The 24,279-nt window shown below is 73.5% G+C and carries 30 protein-coding genes; 19 read left to right on the forward strand and 11 right to left on the reverse strand.

Annotation, left to right across the window (positions count from 1 at the left end; translation table 11 throughout):
• Positions 1–9: 9 nt before the first annotated feature.
• The 3 genes from ACFW6A_RS19600 to ACFW6A_RS19610 form a co-directional block, all read right to left on the reverse strand.
• On the reverse strand, positions 10–1,098 hold the full coding sequence (locus ACFW6A_RS19600) for a trypsin-like peptidase domain-containing protein (RefSeq protein ID WP_351844159.1): 1,089 nt from the start codon (positions 1,096–1,098) through the stop codon (positions 10–12).
• Positions 1,099–1,352: 254 nt separating this feature from the next.
• Complete coding sequence (locus tag ACFW6A_RS19605; RefSeq protein ID WP_351844157.1) at positions 1,353–2,375, reverse strand: LacI family DNA-binding transcriptional regulator; 1,023 nt, start codon at positions 2,373–2,375, stop codon at positions 1,353–1,355.
• 72 nt (positions 2,376–2,447) lie between these two features.
• Positions 2,448–3,275 (reverse strand): response regulator transcription factor, encoded by an 828-nt coding sequence (locus ACFW6A_RS19610; protein ID WP_351844155.1) that lies wholly within the window; start codon positions 3,273–3,275, stop codon positions 2,448–2,450.
• Positions 3,276–3,520: 245 nt separating this feature from the next.
• Here ACFW6A_RS19610 and ACFW6A_RS19615 point away from each other — a divergent pair, with 245 nt between their 5' ends.
• The 7 genes from ACFW6A_RS19615 (at position 3,521) to ACFW6A_RS19645 (ending at position 8,738) form a co-directional block, all read left to right on the forward strand.
• Positions 3,521–4,339: an alpha/beta fold hydrolase gene (locus ACFW6A_RS19615; RefSeq protein WP_351844153.1), complete on the forward strand. Its 819-nt coding sequence runs from the start codon at positions 3,521–3,523 to the stop codon at positions 4,337–4,339.
• Positions 4,340–4,384: 45 nt separating this feature from the next.
• Entirely contained in the window at positions 4,385–4,639 is a 255-nt protein-coding gene (locus ACFW6A_RS19620; protein ID WP_169087723.1) for a MoaD/ThiS family protein, read from the forward strand.
• A 10-nt stretch (positions 4,640–4,649) separates the two neighbouring features.
• The gene (locus ACFW6A_RS19625) at positions 4,650–5,882 is read left to right on the forward strand and encodes a hypothetical protein (protein ID WP_386641634.1); all 1,233 of its coding nucleotides are present in this window, start codon (positions 4,650–4,652) and stop codon (positions 5,880–5,882) included.
• A gap of 124 nt (positions 5,883–6,006) precedes the next feature.
• Entirely contained in the window at positions 6,007–6,693 is a 687-nt protein-coding gene (locus ACFW6A_RS19630; RefSeq protein ID WP_351844149.1) for a DUF2993 domain-containing protein, read from the forward strand.
• Positions 6,694–7,144: 451 nt separating this feature from the next.
• Complete coding sequence (locus ACFW6A_RS19635) at positions 7,145–7,990, forward strand: sulfurtransferase (RefSeq protein ID WP_351844147.1); 846 nt, start codon at positions 7,145–7,147, stop codon at positions 7,988–7,990.
• A gap of 32 nt (positions 7,991–8,022) precedes the next feature.
• Positions 8,023–8,313, forward strand: coding sequence for a DUF1416 domain-containing protein (locus ACFW6A_RS19640; protein ID WP_043226222.1), 291 nt, complete (start codon positions 8,023–8,025; stop codon positions 8,311–8,313).
• 158 nt (positions 8,314–8,471) lie between these two features.
• The gene (locus tag ACFW6A_RS19645; protein ID WP_043226221.1) at positions 8,472–8,738 is read left to right on the forward strand and encodes a DUF3099 domain-containing protein; all 267 of its coding nucleotides are present in this window, start codon (positions 8,472–8,474) and stop codon (positions 8,736–8,738) included.
• A gap of 11 nt (positions 8,739–8,749) precedes the next feature.
• Here the strand turns inward: ACFW6A_RS19645 and ACFW6A_RS19650 are convergent, their stop codons facing one another.
• The gene (locus ACFW6A_RS19650; protein ID WP_351844144.1) at positions 8,750–9,112 is read right to left on the reverse strand and encodes a DsrE family protein; all 363 of its coding nucleotides are present in this window, start codon (positions 9,110–9,112) and stop codon (positions 8,750–8,752) included.
• 123 nt (positions 9,113–9,235) lie between these two features.
• On the opposite strand from ACFW6A_RS19650, the gene ACFW6A_RS19655 reads away from it, so the two are divergent.
• From ACFW6A_RS19655 to ACFW6A_RS19680, 6 genes are all read left to right on the forward strand, one after another.
• Entirely contained in the window at positions 9,236–10,039 is an 804-nt protein-coding gene (locus ACFW6A_RS19655) for a hypothetical protein (RefSeq protein WP_351844142.1), read from the forward strand.
• 17 nt (positions 10,040–10,056) lie between these two features.
• Complete coding sequence (locus ACFW6A_RS19660) at positions 10,057–10,890, forward strand: hypothetical protein (protein WP_386641639.1); 834 nt, start codon at positions 10,057–10,059, stop codon at positions 10,888–10,890.
• Positions 10,887–11,867, forward strand: coding sequence for a hypothetical protein (locus ACFW6A_RS19665; protein ID WP_386641642.1), 981 nt, complete (start codon positions 10,887–10,889; stop codon positions 11,865–11,867). Before ACFW6A_RS19660 ends, ACFW6A_RS19665 begins: the two co-directional genes overlap by 4 nt.
• Positions 11,868–12,152: 285 nt before the next feature.
• On the forward strand, positions 12,153–12,725 hold the full coding sequence (locus tag ACFW6A_RS19670; RefSeq protein ID WP_351844136.1) for an FABP family protein: 573 nt from the start codon (positions 12,153–12,155) through the stop codon (positions 12,723–12,725).
• Between the two features lie 39 nt (positions 12,726–12,764).
• The gene (locus tag ACFW6A_RS19675) at positions 12,765–13,202 is read left to right on the forward strand and encodes a Fur family transcriptional regulator (protein WP_386641645.1); all 438 of its coding nucleotides are present in this window, start codon (positions 12,765–12,767) and stop codon (positions 13,200–13,202) included.
• A 9-nt stretch (positions 13,203–13,211) separates the two neighbouring features.
• Entirely contained in the window at positions 13,212–14,177 is a 966-nt protein-coding gene (locus ACFW6A_RS19680; RefSeq protein WP_351844132.1) for a folate-binding protein, read from the forward strand.
• A gap of 38 nt (positions 14,178–14,215) precedes the next feature.
• Here ACFW6A_RS19680 and dtd read toward each other — a convergent pair whose 3' ends face one another.
• The gene (gene dtd, locus ACFW6A_RS19685) at positions 14,216–14,641 is read right to left on the reverse strand and encodes a D-aminoacyl-tRNA deacylase (protein WP_386477656.1); all 426 of its coding nucleotides are present in this window, start codon (positions 14,639–14,641) and stop codon (positions 14,216–14,218) included.
• Positions 14,642–14,769: 128 nt separating this feature from the next.
• Between dtd and ACFW6A_RS19690 the strand changes: the two genes are divergently transcribed.
• Both ACFW6A_RS19690 and ACFW6A_RS19695 read left to right on the forward strand, forming a co-directional pair.
• A complete protein-coding gene (locus ACFW6A_RS19690) occupies positions 14,770–15,381 on the forward strand; it encodes an ABC transporter substrate-binding protein (protein WP_351844128.1) in 612 nt (203 codons plus the stop codon).
• Between the two features lie 63 nt (positions 15,382–15,444).
• A complete protein-coding gene (locus ACFW6A_RS19695) occupies positions 15,445–16,689 on the forward strand; it encodes a GNAT family N-acetyltransferase (protein ID WP_351844126.1) in 1,245 nt (414 codons plus the stop codon).
• A gap of 74 nt (positions 16,690–16,763) precedes the next feature.
• Here ACFW6A_RS19695 and ACFW6A_RS19700 read toward each other — a convergent pair whose 3' ends face one another.
• Together ACFW6A_RS19700 and ACFW6A_RS19705 are read right to left on the reverse strand one after the other, a co-directional pair.
• Positions 16,764–17,534: an ABC transporter permease gene (locus tag ACFW6A_RS19700; RefSeq protein WP_351844124.1), complete on the reverse strand. Its 771-nt coding sequence runs from the start codon at positions 17,532–17,534 to the stop codon at positions 16,764–16,766.
• Positions 17,527–18,468 (reverse strand): ATP-binding cassette domain-containing protein, encoded by a 942-nt coding sequence (locus tag ACFW6A_RS19705; protein WP_351844122.1) that lies wholly within the window; start codon positions 18,466–18,468, stop codon positions 17,527–17,529. Before ACFW6A_RS19705 ends, ACFW6A_RS19700 begins: the two co-directional genes overlap by 8 nt.
• A gap of 115 nt (positions 18,469–18,583) precedes the next feature.
• On the opposite strand from ACFW6A_RS19705, the gene ACFW6A_RS19710 reads away from it, so the two are divergent.
• On the forward strand, positions 18,584–19,363 hold the full coding sequence (locus ACFW6A_RS19710; RefSeq protein ID WP_351844120.1) for a TetR/AcrR family transcriptional regulator: 780 nt from the start codon (positions 18,584–18,586) through the stop codon (positions 19,361–19,363).
• 7 nt (positions 19,364–19,370) lie between these two features.
• Here the strand turns inward: ACFW6A_RS19710 and ACFW6A_RS19715 are convergent, their stop codons facing one another.
• The 4 genes from ACFW6A_RS19715 to ACFW6A_RS19730 form a co-directional block, all read right to left on the reverse strand.
• On the reverse strand, positions 19,371–20,807 hold the full coding sequence (locus ACFW6A_RS19715; protein ID WP_386641651.1) for an MFS transporter: 1,437 nt from the start codon (positions 20,805–20,807) through the stop codon (positions 19,371–19,373).
• Positions 20,808–20,970: 163 nt separating this feature from the next.
• Positions 20,971–21,456 carry a MarR family winged helix-turn-helix transcriptional regulator gene (locus ACFW6A_RS19720; protein ID WP_351844116.1) on the reverse strand — a complete coding sequence of 162 codons (486 nt, stop codon included), beginning with the start codon at positions 21,454–21,456 and terminating at the stop codon, positions 20,971–20,973.
• A 245-nt stretch (positions 21,457–21,701) separates the two neighbouring features.
• A complete protein-coding gene (locus ACFW6A_RS19725) occupies positions 21,702–22,115 on the reverse strand; it encodes a VOC family protein (protein WP_351844114.1) in 414 nt (137 codons plus the stop codon).
• A gap of 10 nt (positions 22,116–22,125) precedes the next feature.
• Entirely contained in the window at positions 22,126–22,545 is a 420-nt protein-coding gene (locus ACFW6A_RS19730) for a helix-turn-helix transcriptional regulator (protein ID WP_351844232.1), read from the reverse strand.
• A gap of 110 nt (positions 22,546–22,655) precedes the next feature.
• Here ACFW6A_RS19730 and ACFW6A_RS19735 point away from each other — a divergent pair, with 110 nt between their 5' ends.
• From ACFW6A_RS19735 to ACFW6A_RS19745, 3 genes are all read left to right on the forward strand, one after another.
• The gene (locus ACFW6A_RS19735; protein ID WP_386477637.1) at positions 22,656–23,066 is read left to right on the forward strand and encodes a helix-turn-helix domain-containing protein; all 411 of its coding nucleotides are present in this window, start codon (positions 22,656–22,658) and stop codon (positions 23,064–23,066) included.
• 117 nt (positions 23,067–23,183) lie between these two features.
• Positions 23,184–23,828, forward strand: a complete 645-nt coding sequence (locus ACFW6A_RS19740; RefSeq protein WP_386641654.1) for a hypothetical protein — start codon at positions 23,184–23,186, stop codon at positions 23,826–23,828.
• A gap of 95 nt (positions 23,829–23,923) precedes the next feature.
• Positions 23,924–24,271, forward strand: a complete 348-nt coding sequence (locus ACFW6A_RS19745; RefSeq protein WP_351844108.1) for a DUF2516 family protein — start codon at positions 23,924–23,926, stop codon at positions 24,269–24,271.
• The last annotated feature ends 8 nt before the right edge of the window (positions 24,272–24,279 follow it).

The following is a 24,279-nucleotide window of genomic DNA, read 5'->3' on the forward strand; positions in this document are numbered from 1 at the left end:
CCCATGCGTTCAGCTCCGGCCGCCGGAGCGGAGGGCGTCCAGGTCGGCCTTGAGGGTGTTCACCGGGATGGCGAATCCGAGGCCGACGCTGCCGGCGGTGGAACCGCTCGAAGAACTGGGCGAATACATGGCCGAATTGATCCCGATGATCTCGCCGTTCATATTGATCAGCGCGCCGCCGGAATTCCCGGGGTTGAGCGAGGCGTCGGTCTGGAGCGCCTTGTACGTGGTCTTCGAGGAGCCGGTGTCGCCGTTGAACTGCTGCCCGCCGAATTCGAACGGCCAGCCCTGTCGCGGGTCCCACTGCTGCCGGCCCTGGTCGTTCCCGGTGCCCTCGTCGTCCTTGGCGACCGTGACGTCCCGGTCGAGGGCGGAGACGATGCCGCTGGTGACGGTGCCGGTGAGGCCCTCGGGGGAGCCGATGGCGACGACCTCGTCGCCGACCCTCACCTTGGACGAGTCGCCGAGGGTGGCGGCCTTGAGGCCCGAGGCGTCCGCGAGCTTGATGAGGGCGAGGTCCTTGTCGGGGTCCTTGCCGACGACCTCGGCCCGGTAGGTCTTGCCGTCGCTGGTCCGCACGGTGATCTCGGAGGCGCCGGAGATCACGTGGTTGTTGGTGACGATCTCGCCGTCGCCGGTGATGATCACGCCGGAGCCGGTGGACCCGCCGGAGGCGGAGCTCGCGGAGATCTCCACGATGGAGGGGGAGACGGCCGCGGCGACCCCGGCGACGGTGCCGGTGCTGCTCGCGGAGACGTTGGTGCCGCTCACCGCGGAGGAGGCGGTGGTGGTGGCGGCAGGGGAGTCCGCGGTCAGCTGCTGCACCAGGGTCGCGGTGCCGCCGCCGATGGCCGCCGCCGCGATGGCCACGGCCGCCATCAGGCCGACGCCGCGCTTGGCGCGCCGCCGGGAGGCGGGCCCGGCGGACACCGGGCCGGCCGCCGCGTACGCCGGCTCGGCCGGCGGAGGGGTGAAGCCGCCGCCACCGGACCCGGACGGCCACACGGTGGTGCCCGGCTCGGTGGTGATCGGCCGCGTCGGCTCGTAGGGCGGGCGCGGCGGGTAGTACGGCTGCTGGGGCTGCGTGTGGTCCGTCATGCCGATGACTCTCGGCCCGGGAGATGAGAACCGTCTGAGGACCGGCTGAGAAGCCCGACAGAACCCTGTATGCCCGAAATAAAGAGCCCGGGGGCGGGGGCTCGGGGCAGGGGTCCGGGCTGGGGCACGGGCAGGGGCCCGGGGCAAAGACCCGAGACGGAGAGCCCGGACGAAGAGCCCGGACGAAGAGCCCGAGACGGAGACCGGCCGTCGCCGGCCCGTCCCGGGGTGCCCGGGCGGGCCCGCGCGGGGGGTCAGCGGCAGCCGCAGGAGCGGCGGACGACCAGGGCCGAGGGGAACTGCTTGACCCGCTCGCGGCGGGAGCCGTTGACGCGGACCGCGTCGTCGAGGACGAGGTCGACGGCGGCCCGGGCCATCGCCGGACGGTCGGAGAAGACGGTGGTCAGCGGCGGGTCGGTGAGCGCCGCCTCCTTCACGTCGTCGAAGCCCGCCACCGCCAGCTCGGTCGGCACGTCGATGCGCAGCTCGCGGGCGGCCCGCAGCACGCCGAAGGCCTGGTCGTCGGTGGAGCAGAAGATGGCCGGCGGCCGGTCCGGGCCGGCCAGCAGCTTCAGGGCCACCTGGTAGGCGTCGTAGCGGTTGTACGGGGCCTCGAAGAGCCGGCCCTCGGTCGACCGGCCGGCCTCCTGCATGGCGCGCCGCCAGCCCTCGACGTGGTCCGCGACGGGGTCGCCGACGGCCGGGGTGTTGGGGACGCCGCCGAGGCAGGCCACGTACGGGTGGCCGTGTTCCAGGAGGTGGCGGGTGGCGAGCTGGGCGCCGCCGATGTCGTCGGTGACGACGGCGACGTCGTCGATCGCCTCGGGCCGCTCGTGCAGCAGCACCACGCGCGCGTCCCAGGCCTCGATCTCGCTCGCGGCCTGCTCGCTCATGCCCTGGCTGACCAGGATCAGCCCGGAGACCCGCATGCCGAGGAAGGCCCGCAGGTAGTGGATCTCGCGCTCGGTGCGGTAGTCGGAGTTGCCGACCAGGACCATCTTCCCGCGCTCGGCGGCGGCCTGCTCGACCGCGTGCGCCATCTCCGCGAAGAAGGGCTGGCGCGCGTCCGGGACGATCATGCCTATGAGGTCGGTGCGGCGGGACGCCATCGCCTGGGCCACCCGGTCGGGCCGGTAGCCCAGCTCCTTGATGGCGGCGAGGACACGCTCGCGCGTGGCCGGGGCGACCGGCCGGGGTCCGTTGTTGATGACGTAACTCACGACCGCGGTCGAAGTACCCGCCAGTCGCGCTACGTCATCCCGCGTCACCTTGGCCACGCGCGGAAGTCTACGCGGGGTGACCTACCTACCGGCAGGTCGCGTTGTGGCGTACGCCACGTTACCGTCCCCCTAACGGGTGGTGTCGGCCGTGGCGCCCTTGACTCCGGCGCCGGAACGGGCCCCTCCACGGGCGTCCTGTCCCGCTTCCTCCCCGTTCGTCCCGCCGGGCTCCTCGGCCGCCGTCTTCGCCTCCTTGGCACGGGCCTCCTCGGCGGCCCGCTCCACCTTCTCGGGCGTGACGAAGCGGTATCCCACGTTGCGGACGGTGCCGATCAGCGACTCGTGCTCCGGGCCCAGCTTCGCGCGCAGCCGCCGCACGTGGACGTCGACCGTGCGGGTGCCGCCGAAGTAGTCGTACCCCCACACCTCCTGGAGCAGCTGCGCCCGCGTGAAGACCCTGCCCGGGTGCTGCGCGAGGTACTTCAGGAGCTCGAACTCCTTGAAGGTCAGGTCCAGGACCCGGCCCTTCAGCTTGGCGCTGTACGTCGCCTCGTCCACCGACAGGTCGCCGTTGCGGATCTCCATCGGGGAGTCGTCCGCGACGATCTGCTGACGGCCCAGGGCGAGCCGCAGCCGCGCCTCGACCTCGGCCGGACCGGCCGTGTCGAGCAGGACGTCGTCGATGCCCCAGTCCGCCGTGACGGCCGCCAGGCCGCCCTCCGTCACCACCAGGACCAGCGGACAGCCGGGACCGGTGGAGCGCAGCAGCTGGCAGAGCGAGCGGACCTGCGGCAGGTCGCGCCGGCCGTCGACGAGGATCACGTCCGCGCCGGGGGTGTCCACCAGGGCCGGGCCCTCGGCCGGCGCCACCCGCACGTTGTGCAGCAGCAGCCCGAGGGCGGGCAGCACCTCGGTGGACGGCTGGAGGGCGTTCGTGAGGAGCAGCAGAGAACTCATCGGGCCTCTCCCCCTGCCAGGGTCGGCCGGCTCGTCGGTCGGTCGTGCTTCGTACGCTCGTCCATGACGTCGGTTCCTCCTCGGTCCCTGCGAGGACAGCTGCGGTACTGCTCGGGTACTGCGCATCTCACACGCGGCTCTCGCGCCCTGAGAGCTTTTGTTCATCCGTCCGTAACAACGGCCGGAAAACGCAAAAGGACCCGGTGGCGGCGTCGCCCGGATCCCTTCCCAGGAGAATAACCCACATGAGTTCCGAGGCGGAGGGCCGATTTCACATGTTGGATGTCTTCTCGCTCACTTCCGGATCCCGCCGCGCAAACCTCCGGACGGAGGACGGCGTCCGCGTCGAGGCCCTGTACGAGCCCTTCCCCGCCCCCGCCACGGACACGGCCGTGGTCGTCGCGCACGGCTTCACCGGCTCCCTCGGACGGCCCGCCGTCCGGCGCGCCGCCGCCGCCCTCGGCCGCCACGCCGCCGCCGTCGTCACCTTCTCCTTCCGCGGCCACGGCGGCTCCGGCGGCCTCTCCACCCTCGGTGACCGCGAGGTCCTCGACCTCGCCGCCGCCGTCCGCTGGGCCCGTGAGCAGGGCCACGCGCGCGTGGCGACCGTCGGCTTCTCCATGGGCGGTTCCGTCGTCCTGCGGCAGGCCGCCCTGGACCGCGCCACGCCCGCCGGTCCCGACGCGGTCGCCGCCGTCTCCGCCCCCGCCCGCTGGTACTACCGGGGGACGGCCCCGATGCGCCGCCTCCACTGGATGGTCACCAGCCCCGCCGGCCGGCTCGTCGGCCGCTACGGGCTCCGCACCCGCGTCGACGCCCGCCCCTGGGACCCCGTCCCGCTGCCGCCCTTCGCGGCCGTGCCGCTGATCGCCCCCGTCCCGCTGCTCCTCGTCCACGGCGACCGGGACGCCTACTTCCCCCTCGACCACCCGCGGATGCTCGCCGCGGCCGTCCCCGACGGCGCCCCGGCGGAGCTGTGGCTGGAGCCGGGCATGGGCCACGCCGAGAACGCCGCCGGCGAGGAGCTGCTCGACCGGCTCGGCGCCTGGCTCGTCCGCCGATAGCCCATCATGGTGAGCGGCGCGCACACGAACGAAGGGAGCGCCGCTATGGCAGCGGGAACCATCCGCTACTGGGCCGCGGCCAAGGCCGCCGCCGGGGTCGCCGAGGAGCCGTACACCGCCGAGACCCTCGCCGAGGCCCTGGACGCCGCCCGCGCGGACCACCCGGGCGAACTCGTCCGGGTCCTCCAGCGGTGCTCGTTCCTCGTCGACGGCGACCCGGTCGGCACCCGGAGCCATGAGACCGTACGGCTTGCCGAGGGCGGCACGGTCGAGGTGCTCCCCCCGTTCGCAGGAGGGTGAACCCCACAGCATGAGCAACGACCAGCCGTACGGCGGCCCGCCGCACGACCCGAACGCGTACGACCCCTCGGTCACCCAGACCTGGGAGGGCCAGACCTGGGACACCACGTACCAGCCCGCGGTCCGCCCGGAGGACGCCCACGGGCACGCGGCCCGGCAGCAGGCCCCGCAGCAGCCGTACGCGTACGGGCAGGAGGCGTACCCGCAGGCGTACCCCCACCCGCAGGCGTACGCGCAGCCGGAGCCGGAGGCGTACGCCCGGCCGGAGGCGTACCCGCAGGCCTACGGGCAGTCGCAGTCGCAGCCCCAGCCGTACCCGCACCACCAGCCGGAGCCGTACGCGCAGGCCTACGCCCAGCACCCGCCCGAGGCCCACGCGTCCGGGCCGGTCCCCGCGGCCGCGCCGGCTCCCGCCCCCGCGCCCGCCGCAGGGGAGGCCCCCGACGGCCCCGCGTACTCCTCGCCGACCACCTCGGGGAACACCCGCGTCACCGACGCCCAGCGCGCGCGGGCCGAGGGCCGGTCGCCGATCATCGAGCCCGGCATGCAGCCCGCCGCGCTGACCGCCCTCCTCGGGCTGCTGCTCGCCGGCGGCGCCGCGCTCGGCGACTACGGCCTCCTGCTGCCGCTGGTCGCGCTCCAGGGGCTCACCGCCGCCGGCTGGTTCCGGCTCAACGGCATGTGGCCCGCCCGGCAGGGCATCGCCCTCGCCTTCCTCGGCGGGCTCGTCGCCGACGCCGCCCTCCTCGCGGCCGGCCGCGAGCACGCCGCCCCCGCGATCCTCGGCACCCTCGGCGTCTGGGTCCTGCTCAGCCTGGTCCTCCAGCTGCGCAGCCACGCCGACCCCGACGAGCGGATGTACGGCCTCATGGCCACCATCGCCTCCGCGGCCCTGACCGTCCTCGCCGCCGGGCACCTCGGCGCCGAACCGGACGCCGTGGTGGCCGGCTCGGCCGCGGTCGCCGCGACCGTCCTCGCCCGCGCGCTCCCGCTGCCCGGCCCCGTCTCGCTCGTCGTCTCGCTGCTCGCCGGCGCGGGCGCGGGCATCGCCGCCGGGGCCCTCGGCGGCCTGGGCGCCTCCGGGGCGCTCCTGGGCCTCGCCACCGGCGTCTGCGCGCTCGTCGGCCTGCGGGTCGCCAGCTACGACTACCCGTCCCGCTTCGTGCACATGACGGCCGGCGTGGCCCTGCCGCTGACGGCCGCCGCGCCCGCCGTGTACCTTCTCGGCCGCGCCCTGGTCTGAGCGGACCCCGCCCCGGCCGGAAGCGCCCGGGAACCGTCCGGCCCCCCGACACGTCGATCTCGTGTCGGGGGGCCGGCATGCATCACCGGAACACCGAGAACTGGCGACGGGGGAAGAGAAAGCCATGCGAGCACTGCGGATCCTGCTGGTCGTGGCCGTGGTCCTGGGCGGACTCCTGCTGGGCGCCGACCGGCTCGCCGCCACCTGGGCCGAGTCCGAGGTCGCAGGCCGCGCCTCGCTCGCCGGCGGCAGGACCGATTCCGTCGAGGTCGACATCAAGGGCTTCCCCTTCCTCACCCAGGCCGCCGACAAGCGCTTCGACGAGGTCGAGGTGGTCGCGAAGGGCGTCCACACCCAGGCCGGCGGCAAGCCCGTCCGGATCGGCGAACTCACCCTCGCCCTGCGCCGGGTGACCGTCACCGGCGACTGGGACGGCTTCCGGGCCGGCGCGGCGGACGGGACGGCGCTCATCTCGTACGCGGACCTCGTCGCCGCCTCCGAGCGGGCGACCGCCATGGAGTACGGCGGGCCCGGCAAGGTGAAGGTGACGGGCAGCGTCACGGTCCTGGGCCGCAAGGTGACCCGTACGGTCGTCTCCTCGGTCACGCTGGTGGACGGCGGCACGGTCAAGGTGCGCGCCGACGAGGTGCCCGGCGAGGGCATCCCCTTCCTGGAGGACCTGATCCGCGAGCGCACCGACTTCGAGCGCCCGCTCGGCCGCGTCGCCGGCATGCGGGTCGTGAAGGTGGAGCCGCGCCCGGAGGGCCTGGCGGTGACGGTGACCGGCCGGGACGTCGCCGTCGCGGGCTGACCCGGCCGGCTCTCCCCGGCCCGGAGCGGCCGTTTTTCACATGCTGAGACGACCCCGTCCGATCCGCAGAAGCGCGGGGCGGGCGGCGGTGGGGCGAGGGCCGGGGGCGCCTCACCACCCCTCTCGCATCCCACATCTCGGACGATCGCGTCTCACGATACGACACGCCGGTGACACGGTCGCCTGTCCGTCCCTACGATCGACGGCATGAAGCGACAGGCGGAACTCACGAAGCGGCGGGCAGTAGACCTGTGCCGCATCGCCGCCATGCTCTGTCGCTCCGTCTGAGCGGGACGCGCTCCGCGCCCGTATTCCCCCGGCCCTTCCGACCCGCGCGGTCGGGGCCGAACCGCGCAGCACCACGCCGTCGGGCGCCTGCCACGACGCGTACCCGCACATGCAGCCCCACCCCGCACCGCCCCGCCGCACACTGCCCCGGAGGAGAAACAGCATGGCTCGCAGCGACGTACTGGTCGACGCCGACTGGGTCGAGGCCAACCTCGACAACCCGGCCGTCGCGATCGTCGAGGTCGACGAGGACACCGCCGCCTACGACAAGAACCACATCAAGAACGCGATCCGGATCGACTGGACCAAGGACCTCCAGGACCCGGTCCGCCGCGACTTCATCGACCAGGAGGGCTTCGAGAAGCTCCTCTCGGCCAAGGGCATCGCCAACGACACCACGGTCGTCCTCTACGGCGGCAACAACAACTGGTTCGCCTCCTACGCCTACTGGTACTTCAAGCTCTACGGCCACCAGGACGTCAAGCTCCTCGACGGCGGCCGCAAGAAGTGGGAGCTCGACTCCCGCGACCTGGTCGACGGCTCCGAGGTCCCCAGCCGCCCGGCCACCCAGTACAAGGCCCAGCCCCAGGACGTCTCGATCCGCGCCTTCCGCGACGACGTCGTGGCCGCGATCGGCACCCAGAACCTCGTCGACGTCCGCTCGCCCGACGAGTTCTCCGGCAAGCTGCTCGCCCCCGCGCACCTCCCGCAGGAGCAGTCGCAGCGTCCGGGCCACGTCCCGTCCGCCCGCAACATCCCGTGGTCGAAGAACGCCAACGACGACGGCACCTTCAAGTCCGACGACGACCTCAAGGCCCTCTACGAGGCCGAGCAGGTCGACCTGGCGAAGGACACCGTCGCCTACTGCCGCATCGGCGAGCGCTCCGCCCTCACCTGGTTCGTCCTGCACGAGCTGCTCGAGGTCCCGAACGTCAAGAACTACGACGGCTCCTGGACCGAGTACGGCTCCCTCGTGGGCGTGCCGATCGAGCTCGGCGCCAACAAGTAAGACTCCCCCCGCGACAGGACAGGACAGAGAACATGTGTGGAGCACAGGTCGGCGGCCCCGACGTCAGCACGCTCAAGCCCGGTGAGACGGCCATCCAGGGCCAGGTGACCAAGGACGGCGAGCCCGTCACCGGTTACGTCCGCCTCCTGGACTCCTCCGGCGAGTTCACCGCCGAGGTCCCCACCTCCGCCACCGGCCAGTTCCGCTTCTACGCGGCCACCGGCGAGTGGACCCTGCGCGCCCTCGTCCCCGGCGCCCAGGCCGACCGCAAGGTCGTCGTCACCGAAACGGGCAGCCTGACGGACGTCGCCATCGCGGTCTGATCCGTCACGGCCGCGCGAGCGGCACCCGAACGGCCGGAGGGCCGTGCCTCCTGGGGGGTTGGACGCCATCACCAGGACTCGAGGCACGGCCCTCCGGTCCGTCCGCCGTCGCCCCGCGCCGTCTGTCCGCCGGCCCGGTGCGGTCGTACGCTGGAGGTGTGTACGCGCGGCGTCGGCACGTCTACTTCTGGATGATGGGTGCCTGCCTGGTGCTTTTCGTGGGCGCCTGGGCCGTCGTGCGGCTCTTCTCCATGCCGGTGGCCATCGGGATGTGCGTGGTGGCCATGGTGATTCCGCCGGTGGCCGCGATGGTCGCGAACCGGCGGGGGCCCGAGGACCGGTGGTGGGACGACCCCTCGGGCGATCCGCAGTCGGACGAGTGGTGGGACGAGCTCGACGGCAAGAAGCGCAGGCCGCGGGAGTAGTCCGGCCGGGATCAGTAGACGAGGGCCTGGGTGTCCTCGGCGAGGGCCTCCTGCACGAAGACCTGGGCGCCGGCGATGCGCACGCCCTCCAGCACGTCCTGCTCGGTGATCTCGCGGCGGGCGGCGCACTGGGTGCAGAGGGTGACGCGGCCGGCCGCCAGGATCGCGTCGATCAGGTCGGGCAGCGGGGCCGCGTGCGGGAGGTCGAACTCGGCGGCCCGGCCCGGGAGGGCGAACCACGCGGACTCGCCGGTCAGCCACAGGGACACCTCGACGCCGCTCGCGACGGCGACGGCGGCCACGGTGAAGGCCTGGGAGCAGCGTTCCGGGGCGTCGGCCCCGGCGGTCACCTTGATCACGAGCTTCTTCGCCATATACCGAACTGTAATGCGATGCCGTGCAACTTCATGCACGCCTCACGGGTCAGGTGGATACGCGGATCGCGGAATCCGTCCTTCTAGTCTCGTGGGGGGACTGTCTTGGAAGCCTCGGAAGCGGTGGAAACCGCTCAGAACACCCCGGCGCCCGCGCCGGATCCCGGTCCGGAGCCGCCCGCACGGTCGGTTCCGGGGCGCGGGCGCAGGCTGGCGCGTACGGCCGGGCTGATCGCCGTCGCCGCCGTCATCGGCCTCGTCGGCGGCACCGCCGTCGGCTACGGCATCCAGGCCGAGCGGGAGCCGACGCCGCTCCCGCCGCTGAACCAGCCGGGGCTCGCCTACCCGGCGGAGCCGCTGCCGAAGGGGCAGGGGACCACGCGGCTGCCGGCCTCCGAGGACCGCCAGGCCAAGGCCCAGGGCGACCTGCGGAAGCTGCTGGTGCCGAAGCCCGCCGGTGCGAAGGAGGACCGGTACGCCGACCACGTCGACGGCTGGATGTCGGCGGCCGCGTACGCCTCGGACTTCGACCACCCCGGCCGCGCCCTCGGCTACCAGCTGGAGATCGGCCTCCGGCGGATCGCCGCGACCTCCTGGGCGTCGGGCGAGCACCGCCGGACCGAGGTCCGGCTGGTGCAGTACCGCGCGGGCAGCGAACTCGGCGCGCGGGACCACACCCTGGACCAGCAGGACTACATGCCCGAGGAGGACTACGCCCGCAACGACGGCGTGGAACTCGAGGGCTCCACCAACGGCCGCTACTACGTCTTCCCCGTGGAGCGGAAGGCCGGGTACCTGGACTCCTACCAGGCCCGGGCCTACTTCCACCGGGGCGACATCGCGGTCGAGATCTTCGTCTTCGACACGAAGAAGATCTCCGAGAAGGACATCCGTTCGCTGGCCGAGCGACAGCTGGGGCGCCTGTGAGTGAGGACCGGAACGACGTGACCGAAGCGGCGGAGCCGACCACGGAGCCGACCGCGGGGCCCACCCCGGTGGAACCGGCCGGGAAGAAGAGGGGCCCCGGGCGGGTGCTGCTGCGGGTGGTGCTGCCCTCCGTGCTCGTCCTCGGACTGATCGGCGGCGGCGTCACGTACACCGTCCTGACCGCCGGCTCCGCCGACCGCACCGCGCCCACCCGGGTCTGGGGTCCGACGGAGAAGACCGCACAGGACCGCGACCCGGCCGCCGGTCTGGCGCGCGGCAGGACCGCGACGCCGCTGGGCCGGCTGCTGCTGCCGCTGCCGGAGGGCTACGAGTTCGGCCCCGACCAGGAGCTGTACGGGAACGACGGGGAGCTCGGCGCCGCCGAGGCCACGGCGCTGATGAAGCAGGCGGGCGCGGGGCTCTCCGGGAAGAAGCGCCGCACCTTCGAGAAGGAGATCGACAAGCTCGGGCTCCAGGGCGTCGGGGTCCGCTCCTTCGCCGACCCGGACAACAGCCTGGAGGTCTCGTTCACGATCACGAGCATGAAGGACAAGAAGCAGGTCCGGAACAGCTACCGGATCCGCAAGGACATCCTGGAGTTCCTGGAGTTCCCGAAGGGGCCCAAGGTCCAGGGCCACAAGAACGCCGTCTGCCACATGACGCCCGAGGACACGTCGCTCGACAAGAAGCAGCGGGCCGAGGAACTGGACCGGATGGTCTGCCTCGCGTACGACTCCGAGGTCCTCGTCACCATGATGGCGTCGGGCGCCAAGCCGTTCGACAAGGCGCGCGTGGCGAAGCTGATGACGCGGCAGCTCGACCACATCGCATCCCCGGGGGAGTACGTATGACCGAGCAGGTCCAGACCGAGGCCGTGGCCGTGAGCGAGCCGCCGGCCGGGGACGACGGGAGTCCGGCTCGGGCCCCGGTTCCCGCGCAGGCCGGTCCCGTGGACGTGGACGCCCCCTCCGTCCCCGTCGACGCCCCCGCCCCCGAGGCCCCCGACGCCGCCGGTACCGATGCCGTCGGTACCGGTGCCGGTCCCGATGCCGTCGCCGCCGCCGTGCCCAAGAAGTCCCGGCGGGTGCTGTGGGGCGTCCTCCGGTGGACCGCCGCCGTGCTCGTCTGCGGTGGGGTCGGCGCCGGGGCGGCCATGGGGATCACCGCCGCGGAGCGCACCGACGTGCCGGGGCTCGCGACCGAGTCCGACGGGCGCTGGGAGTACCCGGAGCTCGGGCTCCCGGCGCTGCCCGAAGGCGTCCAGCGGCCGTTCACCGACGGCAACGAGGCCGAGATCCACCACGCCGACCTGCGGAAGCTGCTGCTTCCCGCGCCGGCCGGGGCGACCGTCGACCCGAAGCTGAAGGGCGGCTGGGCGGGGGTCGACTCCTACCTGGCGGAGCTGGCCGAGGAGGGCCGGGGCGAGGTGAAGGCGTACCTGGCCGACTCGGCGCTCCGGCACGTCGCCGCGCGCGGCTGGACCACGCCGGACGGCACCGCCACCAGGATCCACCTGCTGCGGTTCTCGTCGGTGGCCTTCGCGGAGGACTTCAAGGACGAGACGGCGCGCCGGCTCGTCAGGGACGAGTGGCTGCCCGCCGGCGTCGAGGCGCAGGAGGCCGACGCGGGCACCACCCAGGACGTCGACGTGCCGTACCTCTCCGTCTACTCCTACAAGGAGGCGGAGCCGTCCGGCCCGCGGCACACCCGGTGGTCCCTCATCCAGGCCGGCGACACCCTCGGGGTGGTCACCCAGACGCGGGAGGGCGGCACGCTGACCGTGCCCTTCCAGCAGACCGTCGCGCTCCAGGCCCAGCTGCTGGGCTGACGGCCGCGTCCGCCCCGGTGCCTGATCACCGGGGAGACCCACCTCACCGAGTGGGCCGGGCCCCCGCCCACTAAGCTGGGGTCCGGCCCGTTCCGCCTTCACCCTCAGCCGAGGAGCACCCCGTGATCGTTTTCTTCGAGACTCTGCTGGTCCTGGTCGCCGTCGGCGTGCTCGCCTTCGCCGGTCTGACCGTGAAGAAGCTGTACCAGGGCCAGCGCTGACCCTCCGGTCCCCCTCCTCACCGATTCCTTCACCGGTCCCCTTCACAGATCGCCCGAGTCGCTCATGATCCAGATTCCGTCCGACCTCAATCCGGCCCTCGTCCCGCTCGCGTTCCTGCTGGGGACCTGGGAGGGCGCCGGCGTGTCCGACTTCCCCGGCGCCGAGAAGTGCAACTTCGGTCAGTCCGTGACCTTCAGCCACGACGGCCGGGACTTCCTGGAGTACCACTCGCACTCCTGGGTCCTCGACAACGAGGGGAACAAGGTCCGCCCGCTGGAGAGCGAGAGCGGCTTCTGGCGGATCGACGGGGACCGCAAGGTCGAGGTCGTCATGGTCCGTGACGACGGCGTCGTGGAGGTCTGGTACGGCGAGCTCGCCGACCAGAAGCCGCAGATCGACCTGGCGACCGACGCCGTGGCCCGCACCGCGGCCTCCGGCCCGTACAGCGGCGGCAAGCGGCTCTACGGCTACGTGAAGAGCGACCTCATGTGGGTCGGCGAGAAGGCGACCCCCGAGGTCCCGCTCCGCCCCTACATGTCGGCGCACCTGAAGAAGGTCGTCACCCCCGAGGAGGTCGCCGAGATGGCGCGCAACCTCCCGGACATGCCGGACGACGGCATCGCCTTCTTCAAGTAGGACCTCCGGTGTCGCGCCGCGCCCTCCTACACTGGGGGCGTGGTGAGCACCGACTGGAAGAGCGACCTGCGGCAGCGCGGTTACCGGCTGACGCCGCAGCGCCAGCTTGTCCTGGAGGCGGTGGACGTGCTGGAGCACGCCACGCCGGACGACATCCTCGTCGAGGTGCGGAAGACCGCCTCCGGGGTGAACATCTCCACCGTGTACCGGACCCTGGAGCTCCTGGAGGAGCTCGGGCTCGTCAGTCACGCGCACCTGGGGCACGGGGCGCCGACGTACCACCTGGCCGACCGGCACCACCACCTGCACCTGGTGTGCCGGGACTGCTCGGAGGTCATCGAGGCGGACGTGGAGGTGGCCGCGGAGTTCACCGGGAAGCTGCGCGAGACCTTCGGGTTCGACACGGACATGAAGCACTTCGCGATCTTCGGCCGGTGCGCCGACTGCTCCCGCAGGGCGGCGGCCGCGGAGTCGTAGGCTTTTCCCATGAAGAGCCCTTTGCTGTCCCTGCCCGGCGCCGTCGCGGCCGAAGGCCCTGACGAAGGCGTCGCCGCCCACTACGGCGACCTGTTCCGTGAGCAGCGCGCCCTCGCCGACGGCACCGGTTTCGTCGACCTCTCGCACCGGGGGGTCGTCACCGTCACCGGTGACGACCGGCTGAGCTGGCTGCACCTGCTGCTCACCCAGCACGTCAGCGACCTGCCGGCCGGCCGGGCCACCGAGGCGCTGATCCTCTCCGCGAACGGTCACATCGAGCACGCGCTCTCCCTCGTCGACGACGGCGAGACGGTCTGGGCGCACGTCGAGCCGGGTACGCGGGACGCGCTGGTCGCCTACCTGGAGTCGATGAAGTTCTTCTACCGGGTCGAGGTCGCCGACCGGACGGACGAGTTCGCCGTCGTGCACCTGCCGGCCGGGTCGACCGCGGAGACGCCCGAGGGCGTCGTCGTACGGGAGACGGCGTACGGACGCGACCTGTTCCTGCCGCGCGAGGGGCTGGAGTCCTTCGCCGCCGCGCACGGGCCGGCCGCCGGCGTCCTCGCGTACGAGGCGCTGCGGGTGGAGGGGCACCGGCCGCGGCTCGGCTTCGAGACCGACCACCGGACGATTCCGCACGAGGTCGGGCTGATCGGCACCGCCGTGCACCTCCAGAAGGGCTGCTACCGGGGGCAGGAGACGGTCGCGCGGGTGCAGAACCTGGGCAAGCCGCCGCGCCGGCTGGTCTTCCTGCACCTGGACGGCAGCGAGGTCACGCTGCCCGCGCACGGCACGCCGCTGCGGCTGGCCGCGGACGGGCCGGACGGGCGCCGGCTCGGTTTCGTGACCACGGCGGTCCGCCACCACGAGCTGGGGCCGATCGCCCTGGCCCTGGTGAAGCGGAACGTGCCGGTGGACGCGCCGCTGGTGGCGGGGACGACGGCCGCCGCGCAGGAGACCGTCGTCGAGCCTTAGCCGGTGGCCGGTGGCCGGTGGCCGGTGGCCGTGGGTCGTCAGACGTCGACGATGACCGTGAACGGGCCGTGGTTCGTGAGGCTGACGCGCATGTCGGCCCCGAAGCGGCCCGTCTCCACGTGGGCGCCGAGCTTCCGCAGCTGCGCGACGACCTCGTCGACGAGGGGTTCGGCGACGGGGCCGGGGGCGGCGGCGTTCCAGGTGGGGCGGCGGCCCTTGCGGGCGTCGCCGTACAGCGTGAACTGGGAGATGACCAGGAGCGGGGCGTTCACGTCGGAGCAGGAGCGTTCCTCCTCCAGTACCCGGACGGACCAGAGCTTTCTGGCCAATTGGGCCGCCTTCTCCGGGGTGTCGTCGTGGGTGACGCCCACCAGGACGCACAGTCCCTCGCCGGTGATCTCGCCGACCGTCTCCCCTGCGACGACGACCTTCGCGCCGTCCACCCTCTGCACCACAGCTCGCATGGGTCCCAACCTACCGATCGGGGATTTCTGGGGGCCGAACGGGTGCAGAGCGCCTGCACGCGCGCGTGCGGGAGTGGCACCATGCCAGGAGGCGGTGCGGCTCCGCACCGGTCGAGGGGACGATTCTCATGAGTGCATCCAGCACCGGGCCGACGCCGTCCGGCCCCGTACCGCTGATCCGCTCCGCCGGCGCGGTGCCCGGCGGGCCGGTCGCGCGGCCGCCCGTGCAGCGGACGGCCGAGCCGGCGCCGTCCGGCCGCCCCGGGCGCGAGCTGAGCGGGCTGCGCCTCGCCGAGCTGCGGGCGCTGCGCCGGGACGCGCAGAGCGACGAGGCCGATCTCAGCTACGTGCGGCGGATGCTCCAGGGCCGGATCGACATCCTGCGGGCCGAGCTGGCCCGGCGGACCGACCCGGAGGCGCCGGTGCTCGACCGGCTCTCCGAGATCCTGGCGGACGTGCCCTCGCGGCACCGGACCTCGGCCCGGCACGTGACGCTCTCCACGCCGCGCGGGGAGGAGTACCGGAGGCTCGCGGCCGAGATGCTGTCGGAGGTCGAGCTGTCGGACCTGACGGCCCGCACCGACGAGGAGCTGCACACCGCGATGGGGCGGCTCGCGGGCTACGAGCAGCAGGTCTCGCAGCGCCGTCAGTCCCTCCAGCGCACGGCCGACGACTGCGGGGCGGAGATCGCCCGCCGCTACCGCGAGGGCGAGGCCCAGGTCGACGACCTGCTGGCCTGACCGGCCGGGAGCGGCGGAAAAAAATTCGGTGGCGGGGCCGCGGGGCGTGCGTAGGGTCGGGGGATGTCTGTCGAACTGCGTGCGGTGACCGAGTCCGAGTTCCCCGACTGGCTGAGGGCGTTGCGCACCGGGTTCCTGAACGAGCCCGTGGTTTCCGACGCGCTGGTGGCCGACCGGCTGGCGCACGTCGACCTCGACCGGACGCTCGGCGCCGTGGAGGGCGGCCGGGTGGTCGCCACCTTCCGTTCCTTCCGGCAGGAGCTGAGCACCGTCGGCGGCGGCTCCCTCGTCGCGGACGCGGTCACGCAGGTGACGGTCGCGCCGACGCACAGGCGGCGCGGGCTGCTGAGCCGGCTGATGGCGAGGGACCTGGCCGCCGCCAGGGAGCGGGGTGACGCGGTCGCGACCCTGATCGCCGCCGAGTACCCGATCTACGGCCGGTTCGGCTTCGGGCCGGCGAGCTGGACCACCGAGTGGAGCGTGGACCTGCGCCGGGCCGGTCTCGATCCGCGCCGGGGCGGCGGGCCGGAGGACGGCGGCCGGATCGACCTCACCGACGCGGCGGAGATCCGCCTGATCGGGCCCGGGCTGCACCGGCGCTTCGCCGGCCTGCGGGCGGGCGTGACCGACCGGTCGCCGCGCGCCTGGGACGTGGGCACGGGACTCGGGCACCGGCTGGAGCCGTGGACGGAGCCGTACTACGCGGTCTACCGCTCGGCCTCGGGCGAGGCCGAGGGGTACGTGGCGTACCGCTGCGACGACCGGTGGAGCGACGGGAAGCAGCCGGAGAACACGCTGACCGTGGCGGACCTGATGGCGGTGACGCCGGCCGCCGAGCACGCCCTGTGGCGGTTCGTCTGCTCGGTCGACTGGGTGACGGCCGTCCGCAGCGGGCACCGGCCGCCGGACGGTCCGCTGCCGCTGCTGCTGCCGGACCCGCGCGCGGCGCGGACGGTGAGCCACACGGACATGCTGTGGCTGCGGGTCCTCGACGTGGTGAGGGTGCTGGAGGAGCGGACGTATCCGGTGGAGGACGGGCTGGTCCTCGACGTGCGGGACGGGGACGGCCTCGCGGGCGGACGCTACCGGCTGGACGCCTCCCCGAAGGGCGCGGAGTGCGCCCCGACGACGGCCTCCCCGGACCTCGTCCTCGACGTGGCCGAACTGTCGCGGCTGGTCCTCGGGGACGAGTCGGCGGTGCGGCTGGCCATGCTGGGCCGGATCGAGGAGGCGGTGCCGGGCGCGGCGGCCCGGGCCGATCTCCTCTTCCGCACCCCGCTGCGGCCGTTCTCGCCGGACATCTTCTGATCCGCTTCCGGTCCGCTTCCGGTGCGTTCCCGATCCGCTCCCGGCCCGGCCCTTTCCGGCGTGCTCGCGGTCCGTCAGCGGGTGCGCAGGCGGAAGAGCGCGCCGGAGACGGCGACGGCCAGGGCCAGCAGGCCGCCGCACCAGGCGAGCGCGGTCCAGGGGGCGGAGCCGACGGGCTGGTCGAGGAGCAGGCCGCGGATGGACTCGATGAGCGGGGTGACGGGCTGGTTCTCGGCGAAGCCGTGCAGCCAGCCGGGCATGGTGTCGATGGGCACGAAGGCGCTGCTCGGGTAGGGCAGGAACATCATGAGGAAGGTGACGGTGTTGGCCGCCTCGGGGGTGCGGGCGACGAGTCCGGCCGCCGCGGAGAGCCAGGAGACGGCCGTGATGTAGGCGAGCAGCAGGCCGGTCGCGGCGAGCCAGCCGGCCGGGGTGGCGCCGGGCCGGAAGCCGATGAGGAAGGCGACGCCGAAGACCAGCGTGGTGGCCAGCAGATTGCGGGCGACGGTGGCGACGACGTGTCCGGTGAGGAAGGGGACGGCGCCGACGTCGAGGGTGCGGAGCCGGTCGACGGTGCCGCCGCGCATGTCCTCGCTGACGGAGACGGCGGTGCCGGCGGCGCCGAAGCCGGCGCACAGGACGATGACGCCGGGGACGACGTAGGTGACGTAGCGGGTGTCGCCGGTGTCGATGGCACCGCCGAAGAAGTAGACGAAGACCAGCATCAGCATCACGGGCATCACCAGCGCGCTGACGACGGCGTCGGGGTTGCGCCGGCCGAGGAGGACGCCGCGGCCGGCGAGGGCGGTGGCGGCGGCGAGGGGGCGGGCGGTCGCGTCAGACATGGCTCGGCTCCTTCGGGGCGCCGGTCAGGTGGAGGAAGACGTCGTCGAGGGTCGCGCCGTGCAGGGTGAAGCGCTCGATGTCGGTGCGGTGCGGGTCGAGCGTGTCGAGCAGGGCGCGGACGTGGGCGGCGGTGCCGTCGGTGGGGACGCCGAGGGTGAGGGTCTCGGGGGTGTGGGCGGTGGCGTGCGGGGTGAGGCGCAGGTAGGCGTCCCGGTCGCGGGCGACGAGGTCGAGGCGGTGGCCCGCGTAACGGTTCTTCAGTTCCTCGGGGCTGCCTTCGGCGAGGGTGCGGCCGCCGCCGAGGACGGCGATGCGGTGGGCGAGCCGGTCGGCCTCCTCCAGGTACTGGGTGGTGAGGAAGACGGTGGTGCCGTGGCCGGGCAGTTCGCGGACGACGTCCCAGAGTTCCTGCCGGCTGCGCGGGTCGAGGCCGGTGGTGGGTTCGTCGAGGAAGACGACCCGGGTGGTGCCGGGGTCGCGGACGAGGCCGGCGGCGAGGTCGAGGCGGCGGCGCATGCCTCCGGAGTACGTCCTGGCCTGCCGGTCGCGGGCGTCGGCGAGCCGGAAGCGTTCGAGGAGCTCGTCGGCGCGGCGGGCGGCGGCCGCGCGGGAGAGGCCGGAGAGGCGGGCGGCGAGGCGGAGGTTCTCGGCGCCGGTCAGGGTCTCGTCGACGGCCGCGTACTGGCCGGTGAGGCTGATCGCGCGGCGGACCGCGCGCCGCTCGGTGACGACGTCGTGGCCGGCCACGCGGGCCCGGCCGGCGTCGGGGGCGGTGAGGGTGGTGAGGACGCGGACGGTGGTGGTCTTGCCGGCGCCGTTGGGCCCGAGGAGGGCGAAGACGGTGCCGGCCTCGACGCGGAGGTCGAGGGCGTCGAGGACGCGGACGGAGCCGTAGGCCTTGGTGAGTCCGGCGGTCTCGATGGCGGGAGGCATGGGTGTCCCCTTCTGCTGCGCTCGGCTGGTACTGCGTATGCCATACGCGTTACTGTGTAAGGGTTACGCATTACTAGGATGGGCGTCAAGCGAGCGAGCTCAGGAGGCGACGCGCATGGCGGGCGAGAAGGACGGAAAGGCGTCCCCGGACGGGGGCGGCACGTTTCTGCCGGCCTCCATCGAGGCCGCCTGGGGGCTGCGCGAGCGCCCCACCAAGGGGCCGAAGCCCGGCCTGAGCCTGGACCGGATCGTCGCCGCGGCGGTGGACCTCGCCTCGGCGGAGGGGCTCGCCGCCGTCTCGATGGGGCGGGTCGCCAAGGAGCTGGGCGTCTCGACGATGTCCCTCTACCGGTACGTCTCCGCCAAGAACGAGCTGTACGTGCTCATGCAGGAGGTCGCGACCGGCGCGCCGCCCGAGCCGTCCGACCCCGGGGCCGGCTGGCGCGAGGGGCTGGAGCGCTGGGCCTGGGACCTGCGGGAGGTCTACCTGCGCCACCTGTGGCTGCTGCGGATCCCCGTCTCCGGCCCGCCCGCCACGCCGAACTCGGTGGCCTGGTGGGAGCGGGCGCTGGTGGCCCTGAGCGGCACCGGCCTCGACGAGGGGGCGAAGCTGGGGGTGGCCATGCTGGTGGGCGGCTTCGTGAAGAACGACGCCCTGATGGCCGTCGAGCTGGGGGAGGCGATGGCGGCCGGCGGGGACGCCCCCGAGGAGGCCATGCGCCGGTACAGCGCCACCCTGCGGCGGCTGGTCGATCCCGGCGTGTACCCGCAGGTGGCGCGGGTGATCGAGTCCGGGGTCATGGACCGGGCCGACGACCCCGGCGAGGAGTTCCGCTTCGGCCTGGCCCGGATCCTGGACGGCGTCGCGGCCCTCGTGGAGGGCCGCGCGTCCTGAGCCCGCGTCAGGCGGCCGCCGCCACCCCGGACTTCGCGGCCCCCGGCCGGGCCGGGGCCTTCGCGCGGAGCACGGTCGCCGCGACCGCGAGGGCGGCGAGCAGCAGCCCCGTGCCGACGGCGAAGGCGAGGCGGTAGCCCCCGGTCAGGGCCTCGGCCGCGCCCGCGCCCGCCGCGCCGAGCGCCTCGGTGCGGGCGGCGGCCAGGGTGGTCAGGACGGCCACGCCGAGCGCCATGCCGATCTGCTGCGTGGTGTTGAAGAGCCCGGAGGCCAGGCCCGCGTCGGCCCCGTCGGCCCCCGACATGCCGAGCGAGGTGAGGGCCGGCAGCGCCAGGCCGAAACCGGCGGCGAGCAGCATCACCGGGAGCAGGTCGGTGGCGTACGAGACGTGCACGGGCAGCCGGGTCAGCAGGCCCAGCACGCCGACCAGCAGCGTGATGCCGGTGAGCAGCACCGCGCGCTCGCCGAAGCGGGTGACGAGGCGGGCCGAGACCCCGAGCGAGACGGCGCCGATGACGAGGGCGGCGGGCAGCATGGCGAGGCCGGTCGCGGTGGCGCCGTACCCCTGGACCTTCTGGAGGTAGAGGGCGACCAGGACCTGGAACGAGAACAGGGCGGCGACCATGAGGAGCTGGACCAGGTTGGCGCCGGCGACCGAGCGGTTGCGGAGGATCCGCAGCGGCATGAGGGGCGTCGCGGCCCGGCGCTGGCGGACCAGGAAGCCGGCCAGCAGGGCGACGGCGAGGGCGCCGAGGCCGAGGGTGTGGGCGGAGCCGGCGCCGTACTCCTCGATCCGCACGACCGCGTAGATGCCGGTCATCAGGCCCGCGGTGACCAGCAGCGCGCCGAGCGCGTCGGCCCCGGCGCGCAGGCCGAGGCCCCGGTCGGCGGGCAGGACGCGGGCGGCGAGGGCGATCGCGGCGGCCCCGACGGGCAGGTTGACGAAGAAGATCCAGTGCCAGGAGAGGGCGTCGGTGAGGAGCCCGCCGAGGACCTGGCCGACGGAGGCGCCGGCGGCGCCGGTGAAGCTGAACACGGCGATGGCGCGGGCGCGTTCGCGCGGTTCGGTGAAGAGCGTGACGAGGATGCCGAGGCTGACGGCGGAGGACATCGCGCTGCCGGCGCCCTGGAGGAAGCGGGCGGCGATCAGGACGGCGGGGGAGGTCGCGACGGCGGCCAGTGCGGAGGCGGCGGTGAAGACGCCGGTTCCGGCGAGGAACATCCGCTTGCGCCCGATCAGGTCGCCGAGCCGGCCGGCGAGCAGCAGGAGCGAGCCGAAGGCGATCAGGTAGGCGTTGACGACCCAGCTCAGCCCGGCGGGGGTGAAGCCGAGGTCAGCCTGGATCGCGGGCATGGCGACGGTGACGATGCTGCCGTCGAGGACGGTCATGAGCATGGCGCTGGCGAGCACGGCGAGCGCGAGGGAGCGGGGGTGGGCACGCATGGGGACCTCTCCTGTCCGTGGAGGCGACAGGAGAGACGTTAGCAGAAGGTTTTGTTGCAGACTATTTTTTACGGACCTTAATGGGTGGGGAGGGGGTGGCCGGGTGTGGGGGAGGAGCGGGGGCGCGTGCGGGTACGGGTGCGGGTGTGGGCCAGTGGCCCCGTCAGTTCTTCTGGCGGGCCCGGCGGGCGGTCGCCGGACCCTCGGCGGGCGTCTTCAGGTGGTCCTCGGCCAGCCGGCCGAGCGCGCGGACCAGTACCTCCCGCTCCTCCTCGGGGAGCGAGCCGAGGGCGCCCGCGTGGACGCCGTCCACGATCCGCCGGCTCTCCGCGGCGACCCGCGCGCCCGCCTCGGTGACCGCGATGATCCGGGCCCGCCGGTCCGTGCTCGACGGCCGCCGCTCGGCGAGCCCGGCCTTCTCCAGGGCGTCCACGGTGACGACCATCGTCGTCTTGTCCATGTCCCCGATCTCGGCCAGCTGCGCCTGGGTCCGCTCCTCCTCCAGGGCGTGGACGAGGACGCAGTGCATCCGGGCGGTGAGCCCGATCTCCGCCAGCTCCGCCGCCATGCGGGTGCGCAGGACGTGGCTCGTGTGGTCGAGGAGGTAGGAGAGGTCGGGCTCGCTGCGGCGGGGCGTCATGGCGGTCATGCCGCCAGGATAGCGAGGGTCGATCCGTCGCGGATTATCGAGAACAGGATGACCCGCGGAGGGTGCCGGCCCGGCGACGGCCCGGTGCGGGCGGGTGGCCGGCGGAGGGCCGGTCGCCGGACCGCGGGGGTCTCCGTCCTGGGGCGGTCGCCGGACCGTGGGGGCTGCCGGTCCGTGGCGGACGACGCCGGTCCGTGGCGGACGACGCCGGTCCGTGGCGGACGTCCGCCCGTGGCGGTCGCCGGTCAGGACAGGGGCTGCTGGAGGACGATCTGGTTGCCCGCCGGGTCGAGGAAGGCGCACTCGCGGACGCCGTACGGCTGGTCCACCGGCTCCCGGAGGACGTCGGCGCCCGCCGCGGTGATCCGCTCGAAGGCCGCGTCGCAGTCGTCCGTGCCGAAGATCGCCGCGCGCAGCAGGCCCTTGCGCATGAGGTCCGCGACCGCCCGGCGGTCGTCCTCGGAGGCGGCCGGGTCGGCGAGCGGCGACTCGAGGACGACCGACACGTCCGGCTGCGCGGGCGACCCCACGGTCACCCAGCGCATGCCCTGGTAGCCCACGTCCTTGCGGACCTCCAGGCCCAGCGCGTCGCGGTAGAAGCCGAGCGCCTTGTCGTGGTCGTCGACGGTGATGAAGGTCTGGGAGAGGTTGATGTCCATGCCCTCCACGCTAGGGAGCCGTGTCGAGCGGCGCTTCTCCGTTCCTGACCGGTCGCGAGGCCACCTTGGCGACGCAGGCGGGCAGGGCGGCGTCGGCCCCGTGCGCGCGGGCCCGGTAGGCGCTCGGCGTCTCGCCGACCAGCTGGGTGAACCGCGAGCTGAACGAGCCCAGCGACGTGCACCCCACCTCCATGCAGACGTCCGTCACCGACAGGTCGCCGCGCCGCAGCAGCGCCTTGGCCCGCTCGATCCGGCGGGTCATGAGGTAGCCGTACGGCGTCTCCCCGAAGGCGCTGCGGAAGCTCCGCGCGAAGTGCCCGGCCGACATCAGTGCCGTCTGGGCCAGCGCCGCCACGTCCAGCGGCTGGGCGTACTCCCGGTCCATCCGGTCCCGTGCCCTGCGCAGGCGCCGGAGGTCGTCGAGCGGTATGCGGGTGTCACGGGTCACACGGCCACCGTACCGGGCGTCGCCGACACGCGGGCACCACTCTTGCAAGCATCTGCTTGCAATAGTTAGCAAGCGGTGGCAGGGTACGGACCATGGCAACGCTCAACGTCGGCAATCTCGGCAGCCTCGGCGACTACCTGCGCGAGCAGCGGCGCACCGCGCAGCTCTCGCTGCGGCAGCTCGCCGACGCGGCCGGGGTGTCGAACCCGTACCTGAGCCAGATCGAGCGCGGGCTGCGCAAGCCCAGCGCCGAGGTGCTCCAGCAGGTCGCCAAGGCCCTGCGGATCTCGGCCGAGACGCTCTACGTGCGGGCCGGGATCCTCGACGAGAAGGACCTGGAGGAGCTGGAGACGCGGGCCGTCATCCTGGCCGACCCCTCGATCAGCGAGCGGCAGAAGCAGGTGCTGCTCCAGATCTACGACTCCTTCCGCAAGGAGAACGCGGCGGAGAGCGCCGCGGAGGCCGCGGCCCGGCCCGCGGCGGAAGCGGAAGCCGCCGGTTAGCGCGTCCACGCCGGGCCCGCCCGCCGGCGCCGGCCCGCGCACCGGCGCCGGCCCGCACGCCCACGTCAGCCCGCACGCCAACGTCAGCTTGTACGACCCACCGGGAGGACCACCAGCATGCCCCTCATCGACGAACTGCGGACCCCCCTCTACTTCGCCGCCGGCACCGCCGACCTCGCCGTGCGCCAGGCCCGCAAGGTGCCCGGCCTGATCGAGCAGCTGGCCGCCGAGGCGCCCGGCCGGATCGAGGCCGTGCGGAACGCCGACCCGAAGGCCGTGCAGGAGAAGGTCCAGGAGAAGGTGCAGGCCACGGTCGCCGAGGTCGTCGGCGTCGTCGGCGGTCTCGACACCGACCTCAAGAAGCTCGGCGAGACCGCGCAGGACCTGGCCCTGCGGGGCGTCGGCGTGGCCGCCGAGTACGCCGTCAAGGCGCGCGAGAAGTACGAGGAGGTCGCCGCCCGCGGCGAGGAGACCGTCCGCGCCTGGCGCGGCGGGACCGCCGGGCCGACGACCGAGATCACGGTCGTGGTCGAGCCGGAGCCGGTCGTCGAGCCGGAGCCGGTCGCCGCCGAGGAGTCCGCCTCCGTGGCCGAGGCCGCGCCGGCCCCCGCCCGCAAGCCCGCCGCCCGCAAGGCCCCCGCCAAGAAGACGGCGGCCGGGACCGGCGCGAAGGCCGACGCCAAGGCCGGTGCGAAGACGGATGCCAAGGCCGGGACGAAGGCCGGAGCCGGGGCCGGCTCCGCCGAGGGCGCGGCCGAATAGCGGAGCCGGGCACCATTCCTGGGGCCCGGAGCGTTGGAACGGGTACCTTGACCGCGAGGCGCACGTACCCCATGACCCCCTAGGCGGTGTTCAGCATGCTGATGGACCGGTTCGACAACACCCTCAACCTGCTGATGTTCCTGGTCTTCACCGGCTTCGCCGTCGTCTCGTTCGTCATCGCGGCGATGGTCCGGGAGGACGCCTACCGGGCCGCGGACAAGCAGACGAAGAAGTTCTGGCTGATCCTCCTCGGGGTCAACCTCGCGCTGAACCTCTTCCTCCCCGGCCTCCTCTTCCTCCTGATCGCCGGCCTGATCGCCGCGATCGTCTTCATGGTGGACGTCCGGCCGGCCCTCAGGCAGGTCATGGGCGGCGGCGGTGGAGGCCGGCGCGGCGGCTCCAGCAGCGACGGCCCCTACGGCCCGTACAACGGCGGGCGGTAGCGGTAGCG

Origin of the sequence: Streptomyces sp. NPDC058758, from assembly GCF_042746075.1 — a bacterium.
GTDB lineage: Bacteria > Actinomycetota > Actinomycetes > Streptomycetales > Streptomycetaceae > Streptomyces.

Excerpts from the sequence above, each read along its gene's own strand:
- ACFW6A_RS19600 (WP_351844159.1), bottom strand. The coding sequence starts at position 1,098 with ATGACGGACCACACGCAGCCCCAGCAGCCGTACTACCCGCCGCGCCCG.
- ACFW6A_RS19610 (WP_351844155.1), bottom strand. The coding sequence starts at position 3,275 with ATGAGTTCTCTGCTGCTCCTCACGAACGCCCTCCAGCCGTCCACCGAG.
- ACFW6A_RS19615 (WP_351844153.1), top strand. The coding sequence starts at position 3,521 with ATGAGTTCCGAGGCGGAGGGCCGATTTCACATGTTGGATGTCTTCTCG.
- ACFW6A_RS19620 (WP_169087723.1), top strand. The coding sequence starts at position 4,385 with ATGGCAGCGGGAACCATCCGCTACTGGGCCGCGGCCAAGGCCGCCGCC.
- ACFW6A_RS19625 (WP_386641634.1), top strand. The coding sequence starts at position 4,650 with ATGAGCAACGACCAGCCGTACGGCGGCCCGCCGCACGACCCGAACGCG.
- ACFW6A_RS19630 (WP_351844149.1), top strand. The coding sequence starts at position 6,007 with ATGCGAGCACTGCGGATCCTGCTGGTCGTGGCCGTGGTCCTGGGCGGA.
- ACFW6A_RS19635 (WP_351844147.1), top strand. The coding sequence starts at position 7,145 with ATGGCTCGCAGCGACGTACTGGTCGACGCCGACTGGGTCGAGGCCAAC.
- ACFW6A_RS19640 (WP_043226222.1), top strand. The coding sequence starts at position 8,023 with ATGTGTGGAGCACAGGTCGGCGGCCCCGACGTCAGCACGCTCAAGCCC.
- ACFW6A_RS19650 (WP_351844144.1), bottom strand. The coding sequence starts at position 9,112 with ATGGCGAAGAAGCTCGTGATCAAGGTGACCGCCGGGGCCGACGCCCCG.
- ACFW6A_RS19665 (WP_386641642.1), top strand. The coding sequence starts at position 10,887 with ATGACCGAGCAGGTCCAGACCGAGGCCGTGGCCGTGAGCGAGCCGCCG.
- ACFW6A_RS19670 (WP_351844136.1), top strand. The coding sequence starts at position 12,153 with ATGATCCAGATTCCGTCCGACCTCAATCCGGCCCTCGTCCCGCTCGCG.
- ACFW6A_RS19680 (WP_351844132.1), top strand. The coding sequence starts at position 13,212 with ATGAAGAGCCCTTTGCTGTCCCTGCCCGGCGCCGTCGCGGCCGAAGGC.
- dtd (WP_386477656.1), bottom strand. The coding sequence starts at position 14,641 with ATGCGAGCTGTGGTGCAGAGGGTGGACGGCGCGAAGGTCGTCGTCGCA.
- ACFW6A_RS19690 (WP_351844128.1), top strand. The coding sequence starts at position 14,770 with ATGAGTGCATCCAGCACCGGGCCGACGCCGTCCGGCCCCGTACCGCTG.
- ACFW6A_RS19695 (WP_351844126.1), top strand. The coding sequence starts at position 15,445 with ATGTCTGTCGAACTGCGTGCGGTGACCGAGTCCGAGTTCCCCGACTGG.
- ACFW6A_RS19700 (WP_351844124.1), bottom strand. The coding sequence starts at position 17,534 with ATGTCTGACGCGACCGCCCGCCCCCTCGCCGCCGCCACCGCCCTCGCC.
- ACFW6A_RS19705 (WP_351844122.1), bottom strand. The coding sequence starts at position 18,468 with ATGCCTCCCGCCATCGAGACCGCCGGACTCACCAAGGCCTACGGCTCC.
- ACFW6A_RS19710 (WP_351844120.1), top strand. The coding sequence starts at position 18,584 with ATGGCGGGCGAGAAGGACGGAAAGGCGTCCCCGGACGGGGGCGGCACG.
- ACFW6A_RS19715 (WP_386641651.1), bottom strand. The coding sequence starts at position 20,807 with ATGCGTGCCCACCCCCGCTCCCTCGCGCTCGCCGTGCTCGCCAGCGCC.
- ACFW6A_RS19720 (WP_351844116.1), bottom strand. The coding sequence starts at position 21,456 with ATGACCGCCATGACGCCCCGCCGCAGCGAGCCCGACCTCTCCTACCTC.
- ACFW6A_RS19725 (WP_351844114.1), bottom strand. The coding sequence starts at position 22,115 with ATGGACATCAACCTCTCCCAGACCTTCATCACCGTCGACGACCACGAC.
- ACFW6A_RS19735 (WP_386477637.1), top strand. The coding sequence starts at position 22,656 with ATGGCAACGCTCAACGTCGGCAATCTCGGCAGCCTCGGCGACTACCTG.
- ACFW6A_RS19740 (WP_386641654.1), top strand. The coding sequence starts at position 23,184 with ATGCCCCTCATCGACGAACTGCGGACCCCCCTCTACTTCGCCGCCGGC.
- ACFW6A_RS19745 (WP_351844108.1), top strand. The coding sequence starts at position 23,924 with ATGCTGATGGACCGGTTCGACAACACCCTCAACCTGCTGATGTTCCTG.